Genomic DNA, 24,022 nt, shown 5'->3' on the forward strand with positions numbered 1-24,022 from the left:
AATGCCAAGTGCATATGATGTAATTGTGGTAGGTGCCGGCCATGCCGGCCTGGAAGCAGCCTTTGCAGCTGCTCATATGGGCAAGGAAGTCCTTCTCCTGACCCTGAGTCTGGACCATATCGCCCTCCTCCCCTGTAACCCCTCCATCGGTGGGCCGGCCAAGGGCCACCTGGTCCGGGAAATTGACGCCCTGGGCGGGGTCATGGGGGAGGCAGCGGATGCCACTGAAATTCAGATGCGCCTTTTAAATACCAATAAGGGCCCGGCTGTCCATGCCTTACGGGCCCAGGTTGACAAGGCCCGGTATTCGGCCTATATGCGGAACCGGCTCCAGGCGGAAGACCATATTACGGTCCTGGAAAGGGTCGTTGACCGCCTTCTCATTGAAGAAGGGGTCGTTCGCGGGGTGGTTGATGAATATGACAGCCATTGGGAGGCCCCCCGGGTCATTGTCTGCACCGGGACCTACCTAGGCGGCCAGATCATTATCGGTCTCCTGACCACGGATGCCGGCCCCGGTGGCCATACCTCGCCCAAAAAGCTCTCCCGGTCTCTGGTTGAAGATGCCGGCTTAAAGACCATGCGCTTTAAAACAGGGACCCCACCCCGGGTGGCCGGTCAGACCTTGGACCGGACCGTCATGGTCCCCCAGCCCCCGGATGCCCCGGACCGGCGCTTTTCCCACTGGTCCGATGCGGCCAATGGCCTGGACAAGCGGGACTGCTACTTGACCTATACCTCGGCCCAGACCCATGACATCATCCGGGAAAACTGGCACCGGTCGCCTATGCAGACCGGTCTGGTTACCGGGGCCCCGCCCCGCTACTGTCCCTCTATTGAGGACAAGGTCCACCGCTTTAGCGATAAAAGCCGCCACCAGCTCTTTATTGAGCCGGAAGGCCTGGATAGCTCCCTCTACTATATGCAGGGATTTGCCACCTCCCTACCGGCGGATGTCCAGGAAAGGATGGTCCATTCGGTACCCGGCCTGGAAAAGGCCACGGTGGTCCGGATGGGTTATGCCATTGAGTATGACCTTATAGACCCCCTCCAGCTCCACCCCACCCTGGAATGTCAGGACATTAAGGGCCTCTACTTTGCTGGCCAGATGAACGGAACCTCCGGCTATGAAGAGGCCGCCGCCCAAGGCCTCATGGCCGGAATCAACGCGGTCCTGAGCCTGGAGGGCAAGGACCCCTTTATCCTCCGCCGCCACGAGGCCTATATTGGGGTCCTTATCGATGATCTCATTACCAAGGGGACTGAAGAACCATACCGTATGTTAACGTCAAGATGTGAATACAGACTCCTCCTCCGCCAGGACAATGCCCAGCTCCGCCTGACCCCCTACGGCCGAGACCTGGGCCTGATTGATGATGACAAATGGGCCCGGTTCACTGCGGATAGGGACAAGATGGCCGCCGAAAAGGACCGGCTCAAGGCCCTGGGCGTTCCGACAGATGACCGGCGCCTGGCTGACCAGCTGACCAGCCGGGGGTCCAGCCCCTTAAGACAGAAGGTGACGGCCTTTGACCTCTTAAAAAGGCCGGAAATCACCTATACCGACCTGGTTGACCTGGGCTATGGGGACCCTGACCTCCCGGCCCGGGTCTGGCGGGAAGTGGAAACCTCTATAAAATATGAAGGCTACCTGGCCAAGCAGGCCGACCAGGTCGCCCGGCAGGAAAAACTTGAAAATAAACAGCTGCCGGCTGACTTTGATTACAGCCAGGTGACCGGTCTCCGTAAAGAGGCCTGCGAAAAGCTGCAGAAAATCCGGCCCCTGACCTTAGGCCAGGCCAGCCGAATTTCCGGGGTCAACCCGGCGGATATCACCGTTCTCCTCGTGGGCCTGAAGAAAGCCGGCCAGGGAGGTGCCCATGACCACTAAAGATATCCTGGAGGCCTTTGACCGGGCTGGCCTGGACCTGGACCCAGCCCAGGCCGACCAGCTCCTGGCCTATGATGCCTTTTTACGGGCGGCCAACCAAGCCATCAACCTCACCGCCATTACCGCTCCGGAAGAGGTCCTGGAAAAACACTTTATTGACTGTGCCCTGGTCCTCCCCTACCTGCCGGAAGAGCCCCAGCAGGTCATCGATATCGGCAGCGGGGCCGGTTTTCCGGGCATGGTCTGGGCTATTTTAAGGCCCGGATGGACCTTTACCCTCTTAGATAGTCTGCAAAAGCGGGTTCACTTTTTAGAGGGCTTGGCCCTTGACCTGGGCCTGGTTGACCGAGTCCACCCCCTCCATGGCCGGGCCGAAGACCTGGGCCACCAGGCCGACCACCGGGCAGCCTATGACCTGGCCTCCGGCCGGGCTGTCACCGGGATGGGGGGCTTTTTAGAGTACGCCCTCCCCTTTGTCAAAACCGGTGGCCTGGTGGCGGTCATGAAAGGGCCCGGGGAAGAAGGGGGCCTGGCCGCCATCCGTGCAGCCGCAGAGACCCTGGGCGGGGCCTACCGGGACCAGCTGACTTATGCCCTCCCGGCCGGCGATAGCCGCCGGCTCTGGCGTTTTGACAAGCTGGCCGCCAGCCCCGACCGCTACCCCCGCCGGCCCAAGGCCATAAAAAACAAGCCCCTCCTGTAATGAAGACCGCCCACCAGCTCATTGATTGACTAGAAAATTAGGCCCTGCCGGACACTGGTAGGGCTTTTTTATGCCTTTTGGCTGGCTGGCCCTTGCACCGGCTAGAAAAACAAGTTAAGTTAGTTATAACAAATTTAAATTGGCGAAAATGTTCCCAGAGGCGGATAATAAAGGGGCCAAGAAAGGTATACAGTAGAAGAAATGTGAATTTAGTAAGGAGTGTATTTATGAAAGATATTATTATCATCGGTGCCGGCCCGGCTGGCGTGAGCGCAGCCCTCTATGCCAAGGCCAGAGGCAAGGACATCCTCCTTTTAGAAAAGGATAAAATCGGTGGCCTTATTGCCAATGTGTCCAAGGTCAGCCACTTTGCCGGTGTTGGCGATGGGGAAACCGGCCCGGCTTTCGCCAACCGCCTGGCCGACCAGGTCAAGTACTCTGACATCCCGGTCCTCTTTGAAGAGGCCACCGCTATTGAAAAAACCGACCAAGGCTTTAGCGTTCAAACCAACCAGGGCAGCCATACCGCCAAGAAGGTCATTGCCGCCACCGGGAACAGCCTGAAAGAACTCCCCCTTGACCTGCCTGCCGGCTTTGCGACCAAGCACTGGCCCCTGGGCCAGGAGGCCAGCTATACCGGTAAGACCGTGGTCATCAACGGGGGCTCTGACGGGGCCAGCAAGGAGGCCCTCTACCTGGCCCAAAAGGCCAAGGTGGTCCATATGGTCCAAAACCAAGACAAGCTCCTCTGCATTGATGAATTTAAGCAGCAAATCGAGGCCGCTGATAATATCGTGGTCCATACCGGCTGCGAAGTCCGGGATATCAAGGTAGAAAATGGGGTTTGCCAGGCTGTCAACCTAGGGCAGGAAGAAATTACTGATGAAGACGGTATTGAAATCTATGTCCAAATCGGCCAAAATGGGAATACCGACCTCCTGGCCCCCTTTGCCAAAGTGGAGGGCAACTTCTTGGTTGAAGACCTGGCTGCTCAAACAGAAGGCCTTTTCTTTGCTGGGGATATCCGGGTCAAGGCCGTCCGGCAGATTGCTACAGCCGTTGCCGATGGTTGCCTGGCCGGCATCATGGCCTGTAAATAGGAAAATCCGCTGCAATCGCCGGTTTCAACCGGTTTCACAGGCATATGCCCTCGCTGATAAGAAAGCGCTTGCATTCATCCTGGCTTGTGGTATAATGTAGTCAGTGGTTAAACTTCCTTTCGTTTTTTTGCTTTTGTCATTGCATGACCCTTTCAAAAAGAGACCGACATTTGTCGGTCTCTTTTTATGTTTCACGTGAAACAGGTCCAGCCGAAAGGATGAAATAAGGAATCGTTTCACGTGAAACAGACCTTTTTTACCTTAAGCAGATGAAGCAGGGCCATCTCTATGGTATAATGGCCTCATTGAGGAGGCGATGTGATGATACTGGCATTGGTCAATCAAAAAGGTGGCGTAGCCAAAACGACGACAGCGGTGAATTTAGCCGCCGGCCTGGCCCGGGCCAAGAAAAAGGTCCTTTTAGTGGACCTGGACCCCCAGGGGAATGCTAGCAGTGGCCTAGGCATTGATAAAAATGAGCTGACACATACCATATACCATGGCCTCATTGGCGAAGTCGATGGCGAGGCCTGCCGCCTGGTGGCTGTCCGAGACCACTTGGACCTCATGCCGGCCAATATTGACCTGGCAGCTGCTGAGCAGGACCTGGGCGAGTCGGCAGAAGGGGCCTTGAGCTTGAAAAAATGCCTGGCCCCCTTTGAATCGGCCTACGATTTTATCTTAATTGACTGCCCGCCCTCTCTGGGCCTACTCACTATCAATGCCCTGATTGCCGCAGATGGCCTCCTGGTCCCCATCCAATGTGAATACTATGCCTTGGAGGGATTAAGCCAACTGATGGAAACCGTTAAACAGGTCCAGGCGAGTGCCAACCCCAACCTGCACATCTTTGGCATTGTCATGACCATGTATGATGGCCGGATGCGGCTGGCCAAGCAGGTGGTTGAAGAAGTGAAGAATGCCTTTGACCAGGCCGTCTTTAAAACCCTGATTCCGCGGAATGTTCGCCTGTCGGAAGCCCCTTCCTATGGACAGACCATCTTCGAATATGACCGCCTGTCCAAGGGGGCCTGGACCTATAAAGCATTGGCAAAGGAAGTGATCGCCCGTGTCAAAGAATAAAGGTGGCTTAGGACGGGGCCTGGGCGCCCTGATTCCTGACTTAAATGAAAACATTTCTGACCTGCAGAGGGGGAAAAAACTGGAAACCATCCAGCAAATCCCAGTTGAGGCCATCCGGGCCAACCCCTGGCAGCCCCGGCAGACCTTTGATGAAGAGGCCCTGACCGACCTGGCCGATTCCATCAAGCAAGAAGGGGTCTTATCCCCCCTCCTGGTCGTTGAACGGGAGGGCCAAACCCTCCTGGTGAGCGGTGAACGCCGGCTCCGGGCCGCTAAAATTGCCGGCCTGGCAACGGTACCGGCCGTCGTCCGCAGCCTGGATGACAACGCCATGGCCACCATTGCCCTGGTGGAGAATATCCAGCGGGCCGACCTCAACCCCTTGGAAGAGGGCCGGGCCTATGCCCGGCTCATGGAAAGTAGTGGCCAGAGTGCGGCCCAAGTGGCGACAGCTGTCGGGAAAAGCCGGGCCCATGTGGCCAATATGGTCCGCCTCCTGGACCTGCCGGCCCCGGTCCTGGACCTCCTGGCTGAACAAAAAATATCTGCCGGCCATGCCCGGGCCCTTCTGGGCATTCCCGATGAAGGGGACCTGGTGGCCCTGGCCCAGGAAGCAGCCCAGCTGGGCTATTCCGTCCGCCAGGTAGAAGACCTGGCCCGCCGGCTCAAGGAAGACTCAGAACCGGTTCCCCAGCCGGCGCCTAAAAAGGCCAAGACCGCGCCCGGCAAGGACCTCTACCCGGCTGTCAGCCGGCAAATGAGCGATTTTCTCCAAACCAAGGTCCAAATCCAGAAAAAGGGCCGGGTGGGGGAATTAAAGATTGAGTTTTACAGTGAGGAAGACCTGACCCGGATCCTGGACCTCTTGCAACAGGATATCCACTAGGAGGCGGCCATATGCCAGATCTAATTATTATCGGGGCCGGGGCCTCAGGCCTGATGGCAGCCATTGCCGCCGGCCAGGAGGGGGCAGGGGTCTGCCTCCTGGAGGCCGGCCCCCGGGTTGGGCGGAAGATTGCCGCCAGTGGCAATGGCCGGTGCAACTATACCCACCGGACCATCAGCATGGACCACTACCATACCACTGCCCCCTATGCCCTCCTGCCGGCTATGACCGGCTTTGACGAAGGAGCTGTGATGGATTTTTTCACCCAACTGGGCCTTCCCCCTTATATTGATGACCGGGACCGGGTCTACCCCTATGCCCGGAAGGCCGCCATGGTCACCGATGCCCTCCGTCAATGGGCCCTCCAGCTGGGGGTGACCATCAAGACCGACTGCCGGGTCACTGCCCTTGAGGGCCAATATGGAGCCTTTACTGCCCGGGGCCAGGGCTTTGCCATCCAGGGGACCACAGCCCTGGTGGCCTGTGGCGGGGAAGCGGCGCCCCAGCTTGGGGGGACCAGCGATGGTTACCGGCTCCTGGAAGGCTTTGGCCACCGGTCAACGGCCCGTCACCCGGCCATCTGCCCCATTTTGACGGAAAAAGACCCCATCCGGGGCTGCCAGGGGGTCCGCTGGTGGGCCCAGGCCCATTTACAGGCAGGCGGGAGGGACCTGCTGGCCAATGGGGAGTTTTTATTTAATGAAGACGGGCTCAGTGGTCCCCTGGCCTTTGATTTAGCCTATGCAATTGGTGTAGCTGGTCCCGGTGAATGCAGCTTGGTCCTGGATCTCTTGCCGGATGTAGACCGGGACTGGCTCCTGGCCCATATGACCGACCGCCAGGCCAACCTGGCCTTCCGGCCGATTGAGGACTTTTTATCCGGCCTCATGCCCAAGCCTCTGGGCCTGCCCCTCCTGCGCCAGCTGGTCCAGGGGAAAATGACCGACCCGGCCGCAGCTTTACCTGCCGATTTTCCGGACCGGTTTGTTAAATTAGCTAAGGCTTACCCTATACGGGTTACCGGCCTCAGGCCCTATAAGGATGCGCAGGTTACAGCCGGTGGCATTGACCTGGCCGACTTTGACCCGGACAGCCTCATGAGCTGGTTGGTCCCCGGCCTCTTCGCCTGCGGGGAGGTCCTGGATGTCACCGGGGACTGTGGCGGCTACAACCTACAGTGGGCATGGGCCAGCGGCCGCCTGGCCGGCCTATCAGCAGCCCGTTATGCGGGTAAAGGAGGTCAGTCATGACCGGATGGGATATATTGGTCGTCGGAGTCATCACCCTGGCCCTGGCCCGGGGCTACCGGAAGGGGCTCTTCCGCCGGCTCGGGGGCTGGGTTGGGTCTCTCATGATTTTCTTTGTTCTTTGGCGGGAAATCGACCGGATTGAGCCGGCGGTCAACCGGCAAATCAAGGGCCGGGCCACCGTGCAAAAGCTCATTGAAAACTACCTCCACAAGCGAACCGGTGGCGAGGAGGCCCTGGATACCACCGGCCTACGGAATATGATCGCCTCCCTGCCTCTCCCCGGCAACTTCGGGGAAAGGCTCAATGACCAGATCATGGCCCAAAGCGCCCAGGCCACAGAAAGCATTTACAGCCATGTGGCCCATGTCCTTTCGGTGCCCTGCTGGCGGATTTTATTATTTGTTATCTTATGGCTGGCTGCCCTGGCCTGCCTCTACCTCTTAGGCCATCTGGTCTTTCGCTTATTGAAAAAGGTGCCCCTGCTCTTAACGGCCGATGCCTTTGCCGGGGCCCTGGTCAGTGCCTGTATGTCCCTGGTCCTCATGGGCTTTATCAGCCTTTTTGCGGTTACCTTTGGAGCCGGGACCACCGTCGGGTCAGCAGCGGAGGAGAGCTTTTTCTTGCCGGCCCTCAAGTACCTGGTCGGTGTTTTTTTGCAGGGCACCAGCCCCTTTATGTCTTAAAGAGAGAAGGTTTGAATGCAAACTAAATTATGGATGGCTGGCCTGGCCGCCTTCCTGGCCACACCCCTACCGGCCCTTGCTGCCGACAGTTCAGAGGTGGCTGAAGCTAAAGAAGTTGCCAAGGAAGCGGCTTCTGCCGGGGCTGATGCGGCTGTTGACCAGCTCAGTCTTGTGACCCAGTTCTTTACAGCGGACCGGCTGGGGGCCTATGCCCTGAATGGAATCCGGATTTTTATCCTCCTCCTGGTGGTTTTTTTCATCTGGCGGCTTGGCCGCTTTTTCATCCGGCGGATTATGCGCCAACAGCGCCGGGGGGCTTCGGCAGCCGGTGGCGTCCAGCTGACGACAGCCGGCCACTTGATTGAGAGTATTTTCAACTACTTCATAATCTTCATCAGCATCATGGGGATTCTCAGCATCATCGGTTTTGACATCCGGGGCCTGGTGGCCAGTGCCGGCCTGGCCGGGGTCCTTATCGCCTTTGTGTCTCAAAGTATCATTAAAGACTGGGTCAGCGGTTTATTTACCCTAATAGAACGGAATTATGATGTCGGTGACCGGATCTTAGCTGCCGGCCATGAAGGCGAGGTCCTGAGTATTGGCATGCGGTCAACGGTTTTACGGACCGACTACGGGGAGACCGTCTACATCCCCAATGGCCTTATAGATGTGGTGGTTAACTTTTCCAAGTACCCCAATATCGTCTTCCTGGATGTCCCTGTCTCCTGCAGCTACAGGAATGCAGAAGTTCGGGCGGCCCTGGAGGCGGTCTGCGAGACCTTTAATGCCTATGTCCAGCCCAATGAAAACCTCTATAGCCCGGCGGAAGTTCTGGATATTGCCGCTTTTGAACCGGGCCGGGCCCTCTGGCGGCTGACCTTTGCTTCAGGCAACCTGAGCCACTGGACCCATGGCCGCCAACTCCGGGTCATGATCAAGGATGAATTCGACCGCCGGGGCCTGACCCTGGCCTATGACCAGATGGTTATCCGGGAGGCGACCGGGCCAAGGACTGAGGCCAGTGCTGACCGGGAAAAGGCAAAAGAAGGCCACTAAGACCGGGCAAAGACCAAGATAAGGGAGGTGGCGTCATGCCCATGGATTTACAGGTCGGCGATGTGGTTCAGATGAAGAAGGCCCATCCCTGTGGGAGTGACCAGTGGTTAATCCTCCGCCGGGGGATGGACTTCCGCATCCGCTGCCAGGGCTGCGAACGGGAAGTCTGGCTACCGCGACCGAAATTTGAAAAGATGATTAAAAAAATGGTTTATCAAGTCCCCCGTGATTAAAGGAATATAAAGGCTCTTGTAAAATAGCCGCTAAAAACACATAAGCCCCGCCTCAAAACAATGAGGCGGGGCTTTGTTGATGTAGCAGGGCTATACTTGTTGACTTTATTGATAAGAAAAGGGCTCTGTCGAATGATTTTTCTCATCCTGACAGCGCCCTCTTGGTATACATGTGTTATCATCTGCTGCCGGGCGAGCCCTTTTATTCGCCCTTAAAGAGGCCGGTGACCTTACTCAAGTCCATGGAAAAGAGGACGCCGCTATTGGGCCCTTCAAATTCATGGGCAGCGCGGACAGAACCGATAATGCCTTCCACCTGGTCGCCGGGGGCGACAATGAGCACAATTTCTTTTTCCGGCTCAATTTCCAAGTTAAAGAACTTGGCTGCCTTACTACTGGCAGTTCCATGGCCATGGAGGGTAGTAGCCCCCTTGGCGCCACCTTTTCGGGCGGCAGCTACAATATCATCGGCCAAGCCGTTATCGACAATAATTGTAATCAGTTCATAGTCCATATTGCCGTCTCCTTTCCAACATTCCTCATTCAGTTCATTCAATCCCAAAACCCGGTTTAAGGGGGCGGTGACCACTAGACCATGGCCATGCTTGTCCAATTCCAGGGCCTTGTGTAGCTCTTTATGAAAGGTATCGGTCGCCGATTCGTGGGCCACAAGCAACATGATTTCTTTCCGTAACTGGTCAAGCCCTAAAAGGGATAATAGCTTGCTGGCATTGGTCCCTAAGCCGTACAAGACTGTGGCGCCGGAAATACCTGAGTGAGCAGCGGCCAGGAGGGCCTTTTTATCGTCTTTAGGATCCAGGAAAACAATATTAAGGTTAAATTGACAAAGCATAATCTACCTCTCTTCTGCTTTCGACAATGCAGCAGGATGATCTTTCGCTTTTTTGCGGTTGGCCACAATCCCTAAAAGTTGGACACAGATAATGGGGGTCATGGCCACCATAGCAATTACCCCAAAGGCATCAATAAGGCCTGCAGGCCCACCCCAAGCCGTCGCTGCCCCCTGGGTAAAGGCTAAGATAAAGGTTGCCGTCATCGGGCCGGAAGCGGCTGTGCCCGAGTCAAAACCCATCCCCACAAAGAGGGGCGGGGTTATCCGGGACAGGACCATACATATCATATACCCTGGCAGGAGAAAATGCCAGAGCTGGGCCCCGGGAACTGACAAACGGATGAGGGTAAGGACAATGGCCAGGGACACCCCGATGGCCAGGGTAGCCAAAATGAGTTTCTTGGTCACCGCCCCGGCGGTGATATCCTCAATCTGGGCACATAAAACGTGGACAGAGGGTTCGGCCAGGATGACCAGGAGGCCGATAGCTGCCCCGACTAGGATGACCAGGGGCACAGATTGGTTGGCCAGGGACTCGCCGATGACCTTCCCGGCGTTCATAAAGCCTACATTGACCCCACTTAAAAAGAGGATAAAACCGAAAAAGGTGTAGACAAAACCTATTAAAATCCGGGTAAAGGTCCGCTTAGACAGCTTTAAGAGGGTCAGCTGGGCAATAATGGTAATGATAATGAGGGGGACAATGGCGCTGGTCACATCCATAACCACCCCCTTGACCACCTCGAGGAGGTAGGCCCAGGTGTCGGCCGTATTGGCGCCTCCTTCACTTAGGCCGCCGTCTACTTTGTCTAAGCCCTTAAGAATGACCAGGATCATGACCGCACTCATCGGTCCGGCCGTGGATAATCCGGCCAGCCCAAAGCTGTCTTCCTCAGCCTTTTTCCCCCCGTGGACCTGGCTCACCCCAATGCCCAGGGCTAAAATAAAGGGCACTGTCATAGACCCAGTCGTGGCACCGCTGGTATCGGTGGCAATCCCCAGCATATCATTAGACGAAAGAACTGCCAAGACACAAATAATCCCGAAAAAGAGGAGGAGGGTATTATTTAAGGGCCACTGCATAATAATCCGCAAGAGGCCGATGGCAATCATCAGGCCGACCCCGATGGAGGCTAGGAGGACCACCGAAAAGACGCTGATGACCCCGCCAGTGGCTTCAAAAATTTGATTGGCGATGACCAAGAGGTTGGGCTCGGCCACATTAATGAAGAAACCCAAGACCAGCCCGCCTCCCATCATCAAGGGGAGGTTCCGGCTACGGGCCAGGGCACTACCGACATTTTCCCCAACCGGGGTGACCGCCAAGTCGACCCCAAGTAAGAAGACCGCCAGGCCTATAATAATTAACCCGGCCCCAATAAGAAAGTTGGTCAGTTCCTGGCCCGGCAGCGGCGCCACCGTAAAGTGGAGGAGGAGCACTAGGATGCTCACCGGTACCACCGCCATAACTGTCTCGGATAATTTTGATAATAGTATGCCCAAAGACCATCACCCCATTCTTATAAAAAGAAGGGCTCGCCGCAGTGACGAGCCCTTAAAACGCCGGCATCTATTAATTATTTGAATCGCTATCCAGATTGGCACTCTCTACATTTTCAGTGCCGCCACCCTTTAAAGCGTCTAAATCTTCTTCTTCATGACCTTCCGTTAATCTGGTAGGATCTTTTTCAATAGCATCTTTGTCTAAAGACATAATCATAACCTCCTGTTTCTTTATCCCCATTCTAGAATCCAATAGTGATATTCACAAATACTCTATAAAAATAAATACCCAGCTTTCATTATTTTAAACAAATTATTTAATAAAAAGTTTGTAAAAAAAACGGATGTAAAAAATAAGATGCCTGCTCTAAATAAATATCAATATTATGGCAGGTCTGTTTTTGTAAATATTCATTATTACAGAAAGAATATAAAAGAAGTTTTTAAAAGTGAATTTTGTAAAGATAGGTGAAATGTGTTTAGCTAGGTCCGCTAATGGTTATATTTATAAGTGTAGAGCTACTAATATTCTTTAACTTAAGCTGAAAGAAGCATATATCCGGAGGTGAGCATGTGCGCAGAGCAACAAAATTTTTAAGCTTTTTCTTAGGCCTGTTTGTGGTCCTATACGTAGCTGGTACCTTTTACGGGATTTATCGCTTTATGTTCCTGAACCGGTACTGGGCCCAAGGTCTAGGCCTTACAGACAATATGTTTTATGCAGGATTTTACCTGACTTGTGCCTTGGCGGCCATTACCGCCCTTGTTGGCCTATACCTCATGCTGAAGGGGTTGTTTGCTCGCCGGCGCGACCGCAAGCTAACCTTTAACCATGATGATGGATCGGTTGAAGTGAGCGAGGAAGCGATTTCCGGCGCTGTCCAGTCTACCCTGGCCGGCTATGACGGCATCCAGGAAAGTGAAGTCCAGATGGATATTAAAGACGGCCGCGAGCCTAGTATTCGGGCCAGGGTCAACTGCGGTATCCGTCATGGGGCCAACCTGGACCAGTACGGTCAAGCCATTAAAGACCGGATCAGTCGAGAAATTACTACTTTAACCGGTCTGCCCGTTGAAGAGATCCAAGTATCTTTTTACGAAGCAGATCCGGCTGACGCAAAGAATAGGTAGGTGAGATCATGTCTAACGGAATCAACTGGGACCGCTATGATGCGCCTGACGCTCCGCCGCAGACAAATCAGCCCTATCATAAGCAAGCGACCGGCTATCAGGGCTATATGCCTATGAACGATCAACGTGCCCAAGGCTGGCTGGACCGTCAATTATCCAGCCCTGCAGTAAAGGCCCTATGGCAGAGACGGCGTCACACCATTACCAGCATCTTCATCGCTGTTGTCCTGGCCCTGTGTATCGCTATCTTCGGTTTCGGCTACACTTTACTGGGGGCAATCTTCGTGGCCATCGCTTATATCTATGGCGGTTGGCGTGACGGAAACCCGATTGTATACGCTTTACTCAGTAAGTTCTTATAAAGAAGAAAGAAAATGCCTAAGCAAGTCTTCTCCAAATAAAAATAAACAATCAAATGCCTATAAGGAGGCCTATTATGTCTGAACAAAACAAAACCGCAGCCAACTTACCGGATGCCTACAATAATAAAGATGAACTTGAAGGCCAAGCCTATACCGACACCCTTTCCTTTGACGACTCCGTTATTGAAAAAATCGCCGGGATTACAGCCCGTGAAATCCCCGGGATCTTGGACATGAAGGGTAACTTCATGAGCGGACTTGCAGAAAACTTCACCTCCGGCCCGAACGTGACCAAGGGGATTTCTGCAGATGTCAGTGAAAGAGATGTTACCGTAGATGTTAAACTCATTTTAGAATTTGGTGCTTCCGCCCCGGATATCTTTGCTGAAATGAAAGAACGGGTCCGGGCTCAACTCTTCCAAATGACCGGCCTGAAACTTCGTGAATTAAATGTCCGTGTTGTTGACGTCATGACTCAAAAAGAATATGAAAAGCAAAACCGTGACAGTCGTCAGGAAAACAACTACCGCCAAGCCGGTCTTCCTCAAGGTTATTAAACACCACTTGCGGGTCAGACCCGATCCGCAGATCAATTGGTCCATGTGAAGAAAGGAGTCCACAATGGCTGATAAAAAACAAAAACAATCTCAAAAAGAAATGGATGCCCTCCGGGCTAAAACGGATATTAAGGGTGGATGTACTGGCGATGGCCAAGGCAACAATCCCTTGATTCCCCCCGGTGGTTCTTGCGAAATCAACGAACCGGTAGACCCGAAATTGGCCCCCCAGGCCCAAGGGACCCCGATTGCCAACCAAGAGGGCGGGAACCCTAACCATACACCCAACGCCTACGGTCGGAAGAGAGATGACAAAGACCTGTCCGATAAGGCTGACGATGCCGCAGAAGTCGTTAAGGAAAAAGCCGGCGATGCTGCTGACACCGTCAAGGAAAAAGCCGGTGACGCCAAGGATGTCATCAAGGAAAAGGCAGCCCAGGGCAAAGACTTTGTCACTGAAAAATACGAAGAAGCCACGGCTGATGTTGATGAGCGTCCCCACGAAGACAGCTTTGTCTTCGCCGATAGCGTTATCGAAAAAATTGCTGGGATCGCAGCCCGAGAAATCAAGGGCGTTATGGCCCTGAAAGGCAATATCATCAGCGGCTTAGCCGGCAGCATCATGAACAACTTCGATGAAAATAATACCGGCGCCGACCCCAAAGAAGGCGTTCAGGTAGAAATCGGTGGCGGGCAAGTGGTCGTTGACCTCAAGGCCATCCTGGAATATGGCGCTCCGGCACCGGAAATCTTCAAAAAACTGCGTGAACATATCGGCCGGCAGTTGGCGGTTATGACCGGTTTAGAACTCGTTGAATTAAATGTTGAAGTCACCGATGTCATGACCCGGGAAGAATTTGAACAGGCTGCCCAAAGCCGGTTCAATACCTATGACCAGGCCGGCCAGCGGTTCATCAACCGGTATGAAGATGAATACAAGGACCCTCGTGACCCATCCTACCGGAACAACCGTGGCTACAAGAGCCCCCAACAAGGCTACCAACAGGGCTATGGCCGTCCGGCCCCCCAAGGCGGTTATCGCGGCAACTTCTAAGCTTATAGTCATGAGCGCCCCTCGGGGCGCTTTTTATCGTTAAAGGTTCGCCTTCAAACTAATTTCACCCAGGCCCTGGCCGGGTCTAGTTCCAGCCGGCCGCTTATTAAACCAGGGGCCTTCCGGGTACATGACATATAGGAACCCACCGGTTTCTCCATATGAAAGGATGTGCTTTCATTGAGTAAAAAGAAAAAGCAAAATAAGAAGAATAAACGCCCCTACTATGACTTTTCCAGCCACCAGGGCCAGACTGCCAAGGAACCTGTGGGCTCTAAAGATTATGCCGCCGACTATGGCCACAACCCCTATGATGCCTACGTCTCCGGCAATAGTGTCCCGCCCCTGGTCCACCGGACCCGCGGTGGCGAGCATGGGCGCCAAAGTCAGCAGCATATCTCCCAAGGGCCGACCGGCCTCCGCCGGGGCAGCATGGAAACCAGCCGGCAGATCCCGGTTCGCTATGGTGACTATGCCAGCGCCTATAGCCAGGAATATACCGGGGCTACAGCCCCCTATGACCGGTACGCCCAGCCCGCCAGGGGCAGCCAGCCGGCTCAAGGCGGCCAGCAAGTCCAGCCAGCCAAGGCACCCATGACCTACACCGGTGACTACCAGGGCAATGCCTATGACTGCTACTACGGCACCGGTCAGGACGATGGCTACTGCGACTGGCAGTTCGGCCAAGCCGGCCCCCAAAGCCCTGCTATGTTCCAGGAGGCCCCCCACCGGTCCCCGGCCCATGCCGACGGCGACTACGGCGCCAACGCCTATGACTGCTACTATGGCACCGGCGGCGATGACGGCTACTGTGCCGTCCACTACCAGGGCCCGACCGCCCAAGATAGCCAGCCGGCTCAAGGCGGCCAGCAAGTCCAGCCAGCCAAGGCGCCCATGACCTACACCGGCGACTACCAGGGCAATGCCTATGACTGCTACTACGGCACCGGTCAGGACGATGGCTACTGCGACTGGCAGGTCGGCCAAGTCGGTCCCGCCGGCCCCCAAGGGCCCGGCATGTTCCAGGAGGCCCCCCACCGGGCCCCGGCCCATGCCGACGGCGATTACAGCGCCAACGCCTACGACTGCTACTATGGCACCGGCGGCGATGACGGCTACTGCGCCATCAACTACCAGGGCCCGACCGCCCAGAGCGGCCAGCAGCCTCAAGCTGACCAAGAGGCCCAACAGGCGCAACAAGCCCAGCCGGCCGGCGACCAGGGCCAAGGCCAGTCTCGGACCTTCTCCCTGAGCAGGGAGGCCCTGCAGAAGGTCTTTGCCCAGGCCGTTGCAGATATTGACGGGCTCCTGGCCCTAGACGGGCACATGGCTAGCAGTGAGGCCGGTCAGGCAGCCGGCCAGGTTGACCTGAACCTCCAGGCAGTCCTCGCCTATGGGGCCAAGGGTAAGGAAGTCTTCCGGGCCCTGTCAGACAGCCTGGACGCCGCCCTCCAAGACCAGGCCGGTCTCAGCGTCCATACCTGCCATGTGGAAGTGGTCGATATTATGGTCAGGGAAGACTTTAATGACCAGTACCAAAGCCAGGCCCCGGACAAGCAAAAGGACCAGCGGGCCGAGGCCAAAAAGGCCAAGGGCAAGGAAAAGGAATAAAGAAAAGCATAAAGGCATTCAAATAAAAAGAAAAACCACCTGTGTACGCAGGTGGTTTTTTACTGTCCTTTCGGCAAAAAAATAGGCCCCTTGAGGGGCCCTAACAATAAATTATTCTTCGTCCCAGCTGATGCAGGAAACCGGGCAAATATCAATGGCTTCTTGAGCCGTTGCTTTTTGATCTTCGGTGACTTCGTTTAAAGCTTCAGCTTTACCGTCAGCATTCATGCTGAAAATTTCCGGAGCAACTGCTTCGCAGGAAGCGCAACCTAAGCATGCATCTTGATCTACCATTAACCACATAACTCTATCTCTCCTTTAAAAATACAAATATTGTGTCGTATCTCACCATTCAAAGTGTACTATAGATAAAAGGCCAATTCAAGGCAAAAAGCAGCCAAAAAGGGCTAAAATACCTGTTATAAATAAAATATATAAGTGGGCTAACTTATCGGCCGCTCTGGATTTTCTCCCGGCAGACGGCCGCGACAAAACGGACCAGGTTCAGGAGCCGGGGCAGGCGGCGCCAGTCGGAAAAAATCCGCCAGGCCCATTCCAGCCGGAGCCTTTGGACCATCTCCGGGGCCCGCCGGATCTGCCCGCTCATGACATCAAAGGACCCGCCAACCCCGATGGCCACCGGGACTGCCAGGTCCTTTTGCCAGCGGCGGATAAAGGTTTCCTGGGCCGGCGCCCCGAGGCCCACCAGGAGGACATCCGGCGCCGCAGCCTTAATATCCGCCAGGACCTCTGTCTCCTGGCCCTTAAAGTAGCCATGCCGGCTCCCGACCACCCGGACCCCCGGGTAGAGCCGGGCCATCCGGTCAGCGGCTGCCTGGGCCACCCCGGGCTTACCGCCTAGGAAGTAGAGGTCCAGGTCCTGTTGGCCACTGACCCGGCAGAGGTCTTCCGCTAGATCAATGCCGGTGACCCGCTCCGGCAGGCGGTCGCCTAAGAGTCGGGCCGCCAGTAGGATCCCGTTGCCATCAGGGGTGACCAGGCCGGCGCTGTTGATCAGGTCCCGCAGGGCCGGGTCTTCCTTGGCTGCCAGGGCAATTTCCGGGTTGGCGGTAATGACCTGCAGGCTGGCCCGGTCTTGACAGGTCCTTATAATCTGGTCCAGGGCTTCAGCCCGGGTCACCGGGTCAATCCGGATACCGAATAATTCCATCCCTTATCCTCCTATATAGAACTGATTTCAATGCCATAGTAGACCCGTTCGATGGTGCGGCGGACGTCGGCCGGGTCCAGCAGGACATAACTCACATTATTGATGTACTGGGGGTTGAGGTCGAAATGGTCTACCTGGACAGCGTCCGGCCCCATGCCGGCCATGTCCACCACCAGCTTCAGGCTGTCCAGGACAGAGAGGTCGGTGTCGACAGCCTGGTGGAGGGCCCAAGCCAGGCGGATGGCCTGCCAGGGCCACATCAGCCGGCATTCCTTGGCAAAGGCGGCCATAAATTCTTTTTGCCGGTCCATCCGGCCAATATCGCCGAGGCCGTCATCCCGCCAGCGGACAAAGGCCAGGGCGTCGTGGCCATTTAATTTCTGTCGGCCGGCTTCCAGGTCAATCCCTTCTTCCGGCTTATACATCTTCTGAGGGACATCAATCGTTACCCCGCCGACGGCATTGACCATCTTCTCAAAGCCGGTGAAGTTGACCAGGACCGTATGGTCCGCCTTGGGGCCGATGAGGTCGGTGACTGTCTGCAAGAGGAGGTCCATCCCGCCATAGGCAAAGGCTGCATTGAGCTTGTCCTCGCCATGGCCGGGAATGGTGACCAGGGAGTCCCGGGGGAGGGAGACCAGGCTGATTTTTTTATCGACCGGCCGCATGACCATGTAGAGCATGGTATCGCTCCGGGCCTGCTCGCCTTCCGTCCGTTCGTCGTCGCCGACCAGGAGGAAGCTGGTATTCTTACCTGCCCGCTGGATGGCCTCGGCCCGCTGCTCGCCGGCCGGTAGGCTGTCGATGGGGGCCGGGACCTGGCGGGCGGAGAAGAACCAGAAGGCGGCAAATGCCGCGGCCAGGGCCAGGCAAATGACTAGAAGGGTCACCAGGCAGCCACAGCCTGGTGGGGCTTGGCGCCTTTTCTTCGGTGGGGGCGTCTGGGCCGGTGGGGGACCGGCCGGTCGATGCCGGACCGGGCCCTGGGGATATTCGCCCCGTTGGACGGCCGGTCGCCGGGTTTGGGCCGGTCTAGCCGGCTGCTGGCGGGGGTCAGGCCCCGGCCGGTGAGGCCGCCCGCCCTGGGACCGGTGCCGGGGCAGGCGGCGGGTATCGTCAACCGCCGGATGGTGGTCCAGGCGGATGGTTTCATCTGAGCTTCGCATAGGAAAGCCTCCTTTACCGTATCAGTTTAGCAGAGGCCACCAGCTACTGCAAGAACCCAGCTATCATTTTAGGCCGGCCAGTAAGGGCGGCCCTTCTGACCAGTGGTAGAGGGTCGCCTGGGCCTGGGCCTCTAGGGCGGCAGCCTGGTCCGGGCCATGCCAATCGTCGATAAAGGCCCAGCCCTGGAAACCGGCCCCCATGGCCACCTGGAGGGCAAAGAGGGAGTCCTCAATGACCAGGCACTGGGAAGGCGGCCGGCCGGCCGCTTTGGCAGCATAGCTGTAGAGGGCTGGGCTATCCTTACCCAGGCGGAGGTCATGGCCGCTAAAGATCCCGGCCAGGAGGGGGGCCAGGCCGGTCCGGTCCAGGAGGGGGCCGACCAGGCTCAGAGGGGTTAGGGTGACACAGTAGGCGGGCAGGCCAAGTTGGTGGGCTGTCTCTAAAAATTGCCGGGCGCCGGCCTTGGCCGGAGCCTCTGCCCGGTAAAAGTGGCTGAGCCGGTCCTCCCAGGCGGCAATGAGGGCCTCAGGCCCGCAGCCCAGGCCATACCGGCTACAGATAAAGTCGGCGGCCTGGGCCATGCTGAAGGGGGCAAGGTCTTCTTTTAAGCTGGCTTCAGGCTTGAGCCCCCGAGCCATGAGGTCATCTTCGGCCAGGTGGGTCCAAATAGAGAGGGTATCACAGAGGGTCCCGTCACAATCAATTAATAAGGCTGTCATCATAAGCTCCTTGTTCAAGAGGTATGCCCTTATTTTACCATATAAGGAGACCGCCGCCATCAGGGGAGATGGCGGCGGTCAAGGATTTGCAATGTATGGTTGGTTGTTGTGCGACGAGGAAAGGGAGAGAAAACCTCGTCTTGGTTATTAGTATAAGGGATGGGCGTTAAGAAATCGTAACAAACTTGTGTAGAAAATAATAACATCTTGTTAAGCTTCCGCCTACTATATTTTTTCGCCCCTTAACTTGGTCTTGACAGCGGGTTGGTCCGGATATATAATAACCGTACTACCACAACTAGTACACTCTTAACAGTTGCCCAGCTGGACGTCCACATCAAAGAAAGGAGGATGGGGCATGATCCATATTGACCACCGGAGCCGGGTCCCCATTTATGAACAAATCCAGACCGGCTTTGAAGCCCTGGTCCTGGCCGGCGCCCTCAAGCGGGAGGACCAGCTGCCCAGTGTCCGGGCCCTGGCCAAGGACCTGGCCATCAACCCCAATACCATTGCCAAGGCCTACCAGCTCATGGAAGTATCCGGCTTTATTTATTCCCTGCCGGGTCGGGGGTCCTTTATTGCCCTGGACCGGGCGGCGCTCCAGGCCCGGCGACGGCCAGAGGCCCTGGTCCGCTTTAGGGAAGCCGGCTTCCAGCTCAAGGAAGTCGGCGTGACAAAAGAAGAAGCCGGCCGGGAGCTGGCCCGCATTTATGCCCAGACAAGCGAAAGGAGGGCGGCAGATGATTCAGATTGACAAGTTAAGCAAGGCCTTTGGTGACCATACCGCCTTAAACAAGGTCACTAGCCAGATTCGGCCGGGCAGCATCTTTGGCCTGATTGGGTCTAATGGCAGCGGGAAGAGTACCTTTTTACGCCTCCTGGCCGGAGTCTACCGGGCAGATGAAGGCCGCTGTCTCTACAAGCAGGCGGATATTTTTGAAAATCCGGCCGCCAAGGAAAATATTTTCTTTATCCCCGATGCCTTTTATATTCCCGGCGGGGCCAGCCTGAATGACCTGGCCCGGGACTACAGCCAGTACTATCCCAACTATGACCTGGCCCAGGTCCAGGACCTGGCCAAGCGTTTTCAGCTCAATCCAAGCGCCCGGCTGTCGACCTTTTCCAAGGGGATGCAGCGCCAGGCCCATATCATCCTGGCCCTGGCCGCCAATACCCCCTACATCCTCTGTGACGAAACCTTTGACGGCCTGGACCCGGTTAAACGGCTCCTGGTCAAGCGCATCCTGGCCGACCTCATTGCTGATGGCGACCGGTCGGTCATCATCACCTCCCACAATCTTCGGGAACTGGAGGACTTTTGTGACCACATCGCCTTCCTCCATGAGGGCCGGCTGGTCCTAGACCGGGAGATGGGCCAGCTCACCGACCAGCTCCACCACATCCAGTGTGCCTTTGACGAACCCCTCGGGGCTGAAGCCTTTAAGGCCCTGGACCTGGTCAAGTTCAGCCAAAGGGGCCGGCTGGTTCAGTTTATCTGCCGGGGTGACCTGGAAACCGTCATGGCCCAGGTCCGGGCTCTGAACCCCCTCTACCTGGAACAGGTCCCCCTGACCTTGGAAGAAGTCTTTATTGCAGAAATGGAGGTGCAGAGTTATGACACCGAAATCGTCGCATTTTAGCTTTAGCCGGAGCCTGGGCCTTTACCTCAAGGCCTACTGGTGGCTGGGTCTCTTATCCGGCCTCTTCATGCTCCTGGCCGGGCCGGTCCTGGCCTACTTTAGCCTCTACAGCATCCGGTCAACGCTCCCGCTGGCTGACCGGGCGGGTGCCTACCGGCAGCTGACGGAGGGTGGCCTCTACCTGCCCGGCATGCTGGTGGCGGTGATGCTGGGCCTGGTCTTTGCCTTTATCTTCAGTGCCTACCAGCACGACCGGGTCCAGGTGGACTACCGCCATGCCCTGCCGGTCAAGCGGACCAGCTGGATGGTCCTCTATTCCACGGTAGGCCTCCTGATTTTTGCCGGTGTCCTCCTGGTTATGGGGGCGGCCAGCTACATCATTTGCCGGGCCTTCTACCCGGATGTGTCCCTGGTCCTCCACCTCCGCTTTATGCTGGAGACCCTGGTCTTTTACCTGGCCGCCTATGCAGTGACTCTCCTGGCCGGTCAAATGACCGGCAACATGGTCGGCCATGTGGGCATGGCTGCCATCTTCCACCTGGGCCTGCCGACGGTGGCCCTCATCCTGACCCTGTGGATGCAGATGGAGCTGGATACCTTTGTCAGTGTCGACTGGTTGGATAAGCTGGCCATGTGGTCCCTACCTACCCTCCTCCTGACCGGCCTGGATTATGGCGAAGGCGGGATTGCCCTCCTGCCCATGGAGACCCGGCTTTGGCTCCTGGCTGTCATCATCCTGGCCCTGGCCCTGTCCCTGGTCCTCTACCGGCACCGGCCCTCTGAACGGAGCGGCTATACCTTTATTTATCCGGTGACCGAGTACCCGGTCAAGGGGCTGGTGGTCGTTGCCGGTACCCTCCTGGCCGGCCTCGCCTTCTACAGCATGACCGATGACGCAGTCCCGGCCTTTATCGTGGGCCTCATTATAGGGGGGCTCATCCTCCACGTCATCTTAAGCCTCCTCTTCCACCGGAATGTCCACCAATTGTACCGGGGGCTCATCGCCACCGGGGTCTGCGTCCTCATCTCCTTTGGGATTTTCCAAATCCTCCACCAGGATATCTTCGGCTTTGACGACTACCTGCCTGAAGACCAAGATGTCCGCCAGGTGATTGTGACCGATGCCAGCGGCAACCGGACCCTTATTGAAAACCCCAAGCAGGAAGTCCGCCTCTCCGGCTCCCTCCTGCCCCAGGGCCTGACCCTGGCCAAGAACCTCCAGGCCGGCTATGCCAAGGATGCCGACCGGGTCCAATCGGGGGGCCTGGCAGAAGAAGACCTGGAAGGGGGCCAGGTGACCTGGAAGCTCGACAATGGCCAGACCATTGTCCGTCGCTATACCATGGCCCGGCCCAGCTTAAATGAGGCTTATGCCCCGGTCTACGCCGATAACGCCTACCGGGCCCGGCTCTACAAGGACCTCTTTAGCGAGAACCTGCCCCAACAACTGGAAAGCCTTACCCTCCAATACAAGCAGGTCTTTGACCATGGCAAGGCTAACGTCCAGGATACTTACACCACCAACCCGGTCGGTGGCCAACCGGTCTCCGGAGCCGAGATCATCACCGCCCTTAAAGAAGACCTGGCGGCCCGGCGTCACTTTATCCGCCAAGAGCCGCCGGTAGCTGAGCTCATTTTTTCACCTAAGCTGGAAGAGGGGGACAATTATGAAAAGCAATCTGCCTTCAATATGGAAATCCCCATCTATGCCGATGACCAGGCCCTCATGGCCCTCTTAAACCGGCTGACCCTCATGGGACACCTGCCCGGGCCCGAAGACCTGGCTGACCCCGGCCTACAGCCCGGCAGCCTCACCCTGCGGCAGGTCGCCGATGGCGAGGAAGTCCTCCAGGTCACTGATCCGGCTGCCATCCGGGACCTCTTGCCCTTTACGGTGCCGGGCTATCTCATTGGCCCGGGCCTGGATTACAACAAGGCCTATACCCTTGACGGGGAAGGGCTCATCGATACCCTTTATGTCTTACGGGGCCATGAACCCCAGGACCTGGAAAAAGGTCAAAAATGACCAAGCCCAGCCTGACAGCATGAAAATAGACCAAAACAAAAGAGACGCACCTGGTTGGATGCGTCTCTTTTCTTATTCAGTCTATAGCGGATTTAAGGGCTGGGCCAGGCTTTAATGGGACAGGCCCCTGACGGGCCCCTCTTTTTCTAGGACCCGGTGGACAAGATAGGTGAGGAGGGTAATCAATAGGACCACCGGTAGGGTAATCCCGGTGACCGGGGCCATGCCCAGGACCACCCGGTAGATGATAAAGCCCAGGCACCAGATGATGAAGTTGACCCCACTGATAGCCTGGCGGACCGCCTTGTGGTTTAAGAGGTAGTATTCGGCCAGTAAAATGCCGACCATGGGGGTGAAGCAGGACCCAATCAGGTACAGGAAGGACTCATAAGAGGTCATGGGCACAAAGCAGGCCACCAGGGTCCCGATGGCTGTGCCCAGGAGGGCCAGGGGCTTTTCAGCGATCCTGGTATTGATGCTGCGGAAGCTGATGGCTGCCGACCGGGCATCTAAAAAGGTGGTGGTGACGGTGGAGAAGACGATAATCCCCAGGCCAATTACCCCAAAGCCCATCATTTGCATGAGCATAGATAAGTCCGTATAGCCGGTGCTGATGGCTGCCCCCATCCCAATGGTGTACATCCAGCAGGACCCGATAAAGTAGCTGATATTGCTCACCGTATTGGACAAGACCGGCCTTTCCGCCCGGGAGGTATAGTCTGAAATGACCGGTAGCCAGGACAGGGGCATGGCTACGGCCAGCTCTACAGCGGCCCCAAAGCTGATGGCCTCAAGGGTCTGGCTGGTGACCACATCAGTGGTCGCAATCCGGTAGCTTAGAAAGATACAGAGGGCGGCCAGGCCCAGGACCACCAGGGAATTGACCCGCCCCAGGGAATGGGGGCCATACATCAGCCAGGCGGCAATGAGGAGGCCGATAAAGACACAGCCCCCAATGACACTGGCATCGGGCCGGCCAAAGAGGACATTGATAGCACTGGCCCCGCTGACAATCATGACCGCCGTCCAGCCGAGGAGCTGGAGAACATTGAGGACGGCGAAAAATAAGCCGCCCTTCTCGCCAAAGGCAATCTTTAGGGTCTCCATGGCCGTCCGGCCCGTTTGGGCCCCGATCCGACCCACCAAAAAGAGCATGACGCCCCCAATTAGGTGGCCCAGCACAATGGCCAGGAGCCCCGTTTGCCAGCCCAGGGGGGCAAAGAGGGTCCCGGTAAAAATTTCAGCAATGCCGATGGCGGCCCCCAGCCATAGCATCCCATTTGTTGTCACAGAAGTACGTGTGTCGTCGCTCATAATAAGCCTCCTTTGATTTGACGACC

The 24,022-nt window shown here is 56.6% G+C and carries 25 protein-coding genes; 17 read left to right on the forward strand and 8 right to left on the reverse strand.

Features of this window, described 5'->3' with window-relative positions:
• Position 1: 1 nt before the first annotated feature.
• The 9 genes from mnmG (at position 2) to ACLGL1_RS03780 (ending at position 8,885) form a co-directional block, all read left to right on the forward strand.
• Positions 2-1,891 (forward strand): tRNA uridine-5-carboxymethylaminomethyl(34) synthesis enzyme MnmG, encoded by a 1,890-nt coding sequence (gene mnmG / locus ACLGL1_RS03740; RefSeq protein ID WP_411007498.1) that lies wholly within the window; start codon positions 2-4, stop codon positions 1,889-1,891.
• Entirely contained in the window at positions 1,881-2,594 is a 714-nt protein-coding gene (rsmG, locus tag ACLGL1_RS03745; protein ID WP_411007452.1) for a 16S rRNA (guanine(527)-N(7))-methyltransferase RsmG, read from the forward strand. Before mnmG ends, rsmG begins: the two co-directional genes overlap by 11 nt.
• A gap of 227 nt (positions 2,595-2,821) precedes the next feature.
• Complete coding sequence (locus tag ACLGL1_RS03750; RefSeq protein WP_411007453.1) at positions 2,822-3,694, forward strand: NAD(P)/FAD-dependent oxidoreductase; 873 nt, start codon at positions 2,822-2,824, stop codon at positions 3,692-3,694.
• A gap of 321 nt (positions 3,695-4,015) precedes the next feature.
• The gene (locus tag ACLGL1_RS03755; RefSeq protein ID WP_411007454.1) at positions 4,016-4,777 is read left to right on the forward strand and encodes a ParA family protein; all 762 of its coding nucleotides are present in this window, start codon (positions 4,016-4,018) and stop codon (positions 4,775-4,777) included.
• Entirely contained in the window at positions 4,764-5,663 is a 900-nt protein-coding gene (locus tag ACLGL1_RS03760) for a ParB/RepB/Spo0J family partition protein (protein WP_411007455.1), read from the forward strand. Before ACLGL1_RS03755 ends, ACLGL1_RS03760 begins: the two co-directional genes overlap by 14 nt.
• A gap of 11 nt (positions 5,664-5,674) precedes the next feature.
• Positions 5,675-6,913 (forward strand): NAD(P)/FAD-dependent oxidoreductase, encoded by a 1,239-nt coding sequence (locus ACLGL1_RS03765; protein ID WP_411007456.1) that lies wholly within the window; start codon positions 5,675-5,677, stop codon positions 6,911-6,913.
• Positions 6,910-7,596 carry a hypothetical protein gene (locus ACLGL1_RS03770; RefSeq protein ID WP_411007457.1) on the forward strand — a complete coding sequence of 229 codons (687 nt, stop codon included), beginning with the start codon at positions 6,910-6,912 and terminating at the stop codon, positions 7,594-7,596. The genes ACLGL1_RS03765 and ACLGL1_RS03770 overlap by 4 nt, the downstream gene beginning before the upstream one ends.
• A gap of 15 nt (positions 7,597-7,611) precedes the next feature.
• The gene (locus ACLGL1_RS03775; RefSeq protein WP_411007458.1) at positions 7,612-8,652 is read left to right on the forward strand and encodes a mechanosensitive ion channel family protein; all 1,041 of its coding nucleotides are present in this window, start codon (positions 7,612-7,614) and stop codon (positions 8,650-8,652) included.
• A 41-nt stretch (positions 8,653-8,693) separates the two neighbouring features.
• The gene (locus tag ACLGL1_RS03780; RefSeq protein WP_411007499.1) at positions 8,694-8,885 is read left to right on the forward strand and encodes a DUF951 domain-containing protein; all 192 of its coding nucleotides are present in this window, start codon (positions 8,694-8,696) and stop codon (positions 8,883-8,885) included.
• A gap of 202 nt (positions 8,886-9,087) precedes the next feature.
• Here the strand turns inward: ACLGL1_RS03780 and ACLGL1_RS03785 are convergent, their stop codons facing one another.
• From ACLGL1_RS03785 to ACLGL1_RS03795, 3 genes are all read right to left on the reverse strand, one after another.
• Positions 9,088-9,738: a hypothetical protein gene (locus ACLGL1_RS03785; protein WP_411007459.1), complete on the reverse strand. Its 651-nt coding sequence runs from the start codon at positions 9,736-9,738 to the stop codon at positions 9,088-9,090.
• Positions 9,739-9,741: 3 nt separating this feature from the next.
• Positions 9,742-11,241, reverse strand: coding sequence for a DUF1538 domain-containing protein (locus tag ACLGL1_RS03790; RefSeq protein ID WP_411007460.1), 1,500 nt, complete (start codon positions 11,239-11,241; stop codon positions 9,742-9,744).
• Positions 11,242-11,311: 70 nt separating this feature from the next.
• Positions 11,312-11,452: a hypothetical protein gene (locus tag ACLGL1_RS03795; RefSeq protein WP_411007461.1), complete on the reverse strand. Its 141-nt coding sequence runs from the start codon at positions 11,450-11,452 to the stop codon at positions 11,312-11,314.
• Positions 11,453-11,814: 362 nt separating this feature from the next.
• Between ACLGL1_RS03795 and amaP the strand changes: the two genes are divergently transcribed.
• From amaP to ACLGL1_RS03820, 5 genes are all read left to right on the forward strand, one after another.
• Positions 11,815-12,372, forward strand: coding sequence for an alkaline shock response membrane anchor protein AmaP (gene amaP, locus ACLGL1_RS03800; RefSeq protein WP_411007462.1), 558 nt, complete (start codon positions 11,815-11,817; stop codon positions 12,370-12,372).
• Positions 12,373-12,380: 8 nt separating this feature from the next.
• Positions 12,381-12,734 carry a DUF2273 domain-containing protein gene (locus ACLGL1_RS03805; protein WP_411007463.1) on the forward strand — a complete coding sequence of 118 codons (354 nt, stop codon included), beginning with the start codon at positions 12,381-12,383 and terminating at the stop codon, positions 12,732-12,734.
• 74 nt (positions 12,735-12,808) lie between these two features.
• Complete coding sequence (locus ACLGL1_RS03810) at positions 12,809-13,291, forward strand: Asp23/Gls24 family envelope stress response protein (RefSeq protein ID WP_411007464.1); 483 nt, start codon at positions 12,809-12,811, stop codon at positions 13,289-13,291.
• A gap of 64 nt (positions 13,292-13,355) precedes the next feature.
• Complete coding sequence (locus ACLGL1_RS03815) at positions 13,356-14,345, forward strand: Asp23/Gls24 family envelope stress response protein (protein ID WP_411007465.1); 990 nt, start codon at positions 13,356-13,358, stop codon at positions 14,343-14,345.
• Between the two features lie 180 nt (positions 14,346-14,525).
• A complete protein-coding gene (locus ACLGL1_RS03820; protein ID WP_411007466.1) occupies positions 14,526-15,956 on the forward strand; it encodes a hypothetical protein in 1,431 nt (476 codons plus the stop codon).
• Positions 15,957-16,067: 111 nt separating this feature from the next.
• On the opposite strand, the gene ACLGL1_RS03825 is transcribed toward ACLGL1_RS03820, so the two are convergent.
• The 4 genes from ACLGL1_RS03825 to ACLGL1_RS03840 form a co-directional block, all read right to left on the reverse strand.
• Complete coding sequence (locus tag ACLGL1_RS03825; RefSeq protein WP_408977587.1) at positions 16,068-16,259, reverse strand: ferredoxin; 192 nt, start codon at positions 16,257-16,259, stop codon at positions 16,068-16,070.
• 145 nt (positions 16,260-16,404) lie between these two features.
• On the reverse strand, positions 16,405-17,127 hold the full coding sequence (locus ACLGL1_RS03830; RefSeq protein WP_411007467.1) for a WecB/TagA/CpsF family glycosyltransferase: 723 nt from the start codon (positions 17,125-17,127) through the stop codon (positions 16,405-16,407).
• Positions 17,128-17,138: 11 nt separating this feature from the next.
• Complete coding sequence (locus ACLGL1_RS03835; protein WP_411007468.1) at positions 17,139-18,293, reverse strand: LCP family protein; 1,155 nt, start codon at positions 18,291-18,293, stop codon at positions 17,139-17,141.
• A gap of 63 nt (positions 18,294-18,356) precedes the next feature.
• A complete protein-coding gene (locus ACLGL1_RS03840) occupies positions 18,357-19,013 on the reverse strand; it encodes an HAD family hydrolase (protein WP_411007469.1) in 657 nt (218 codons plus the stop codon).
• Between the two features lie 358 nt (positions 19,014-19,371).
• Here ACLGL1_RS03840 and ACLGL1_RS03845 point away from each other — a divergent pair, with 358 nt between their 5' ends.
• The 3 genes from ACLGL1_RS03845 to ACLGL1_RS03855 are packed head-to-tail and all read left to right on the forward strand — an operon-like array spanning position 19,372 to position 22,682.
• On the forward strand, positions 19,372-19,770 hold the full coding sequence (locus ACLGL1_RS03845) for a GntR family transcriptional regulator (protein ID WP_411007470.1): 399 nt from the start codon (positions 19,372-19,374) through the stop codon (positions 19,768-19,770).
• On the forward strand, positions 19,757-20,656 hold the full coding sequence (locus ACLGL1_RS03850) for an ABC transporter ATP-binding protein (protein WP_411007471.1): 900 nt from the start codon (positions 19,757-19,759) through the stop codon (positions 20,654-20,656). Before ACLGL1_RS03845 ends, ACLGL1_RS03850 begins: the two co-directional genes overlap by 14 nt.
• Positions 20,631-22,682 (forward strand): hypothetical protein, encoded by a 2,052-nt coding sequence (locus tag ACLGL1_RS03855; RefSeq protein WP_411007472.1) that lies wholly within the window; start codon positions 20,631-20,633, stop codon positions 22,680-22,682. The genes ACLGL1_RS03850 and ACLGL1_RS03855 overlap by 26 nt, the downstream gene beginning before the upstream one ends.
• Before the next feature lie 111 nt (positions 22,683-22,793).
• Here ACLGL1_RS03855 and cytX read toward each other — a convergent pair whose 3' ends face one another.
• On the reverse strand, positions 22,794-23,996 hold the full coding sequence (cytX, locus tag ACLGL1_RS03860) for a putative hydroxymethylpyrimidine transporter CytX (RefSeq protein WP_411007473.1): 1,203 nt from the start codon (positions 23,994-23,996) through the stop codon (positions 22,794-22,796).
• Between the last annotated feature and the right edge of the window lie 26 nt (positions 23,997-24,022).

The sequence above is a fragment of the Peptococcus simiae genome (assembly GCF_046569735.1).
Classification (GTDB): domain Bacteria; phylum Bacillota; class Peptococcia; order Peptococcales; family Peptococcaceae; genus Peptococcus; species Peptococcus simiae_A.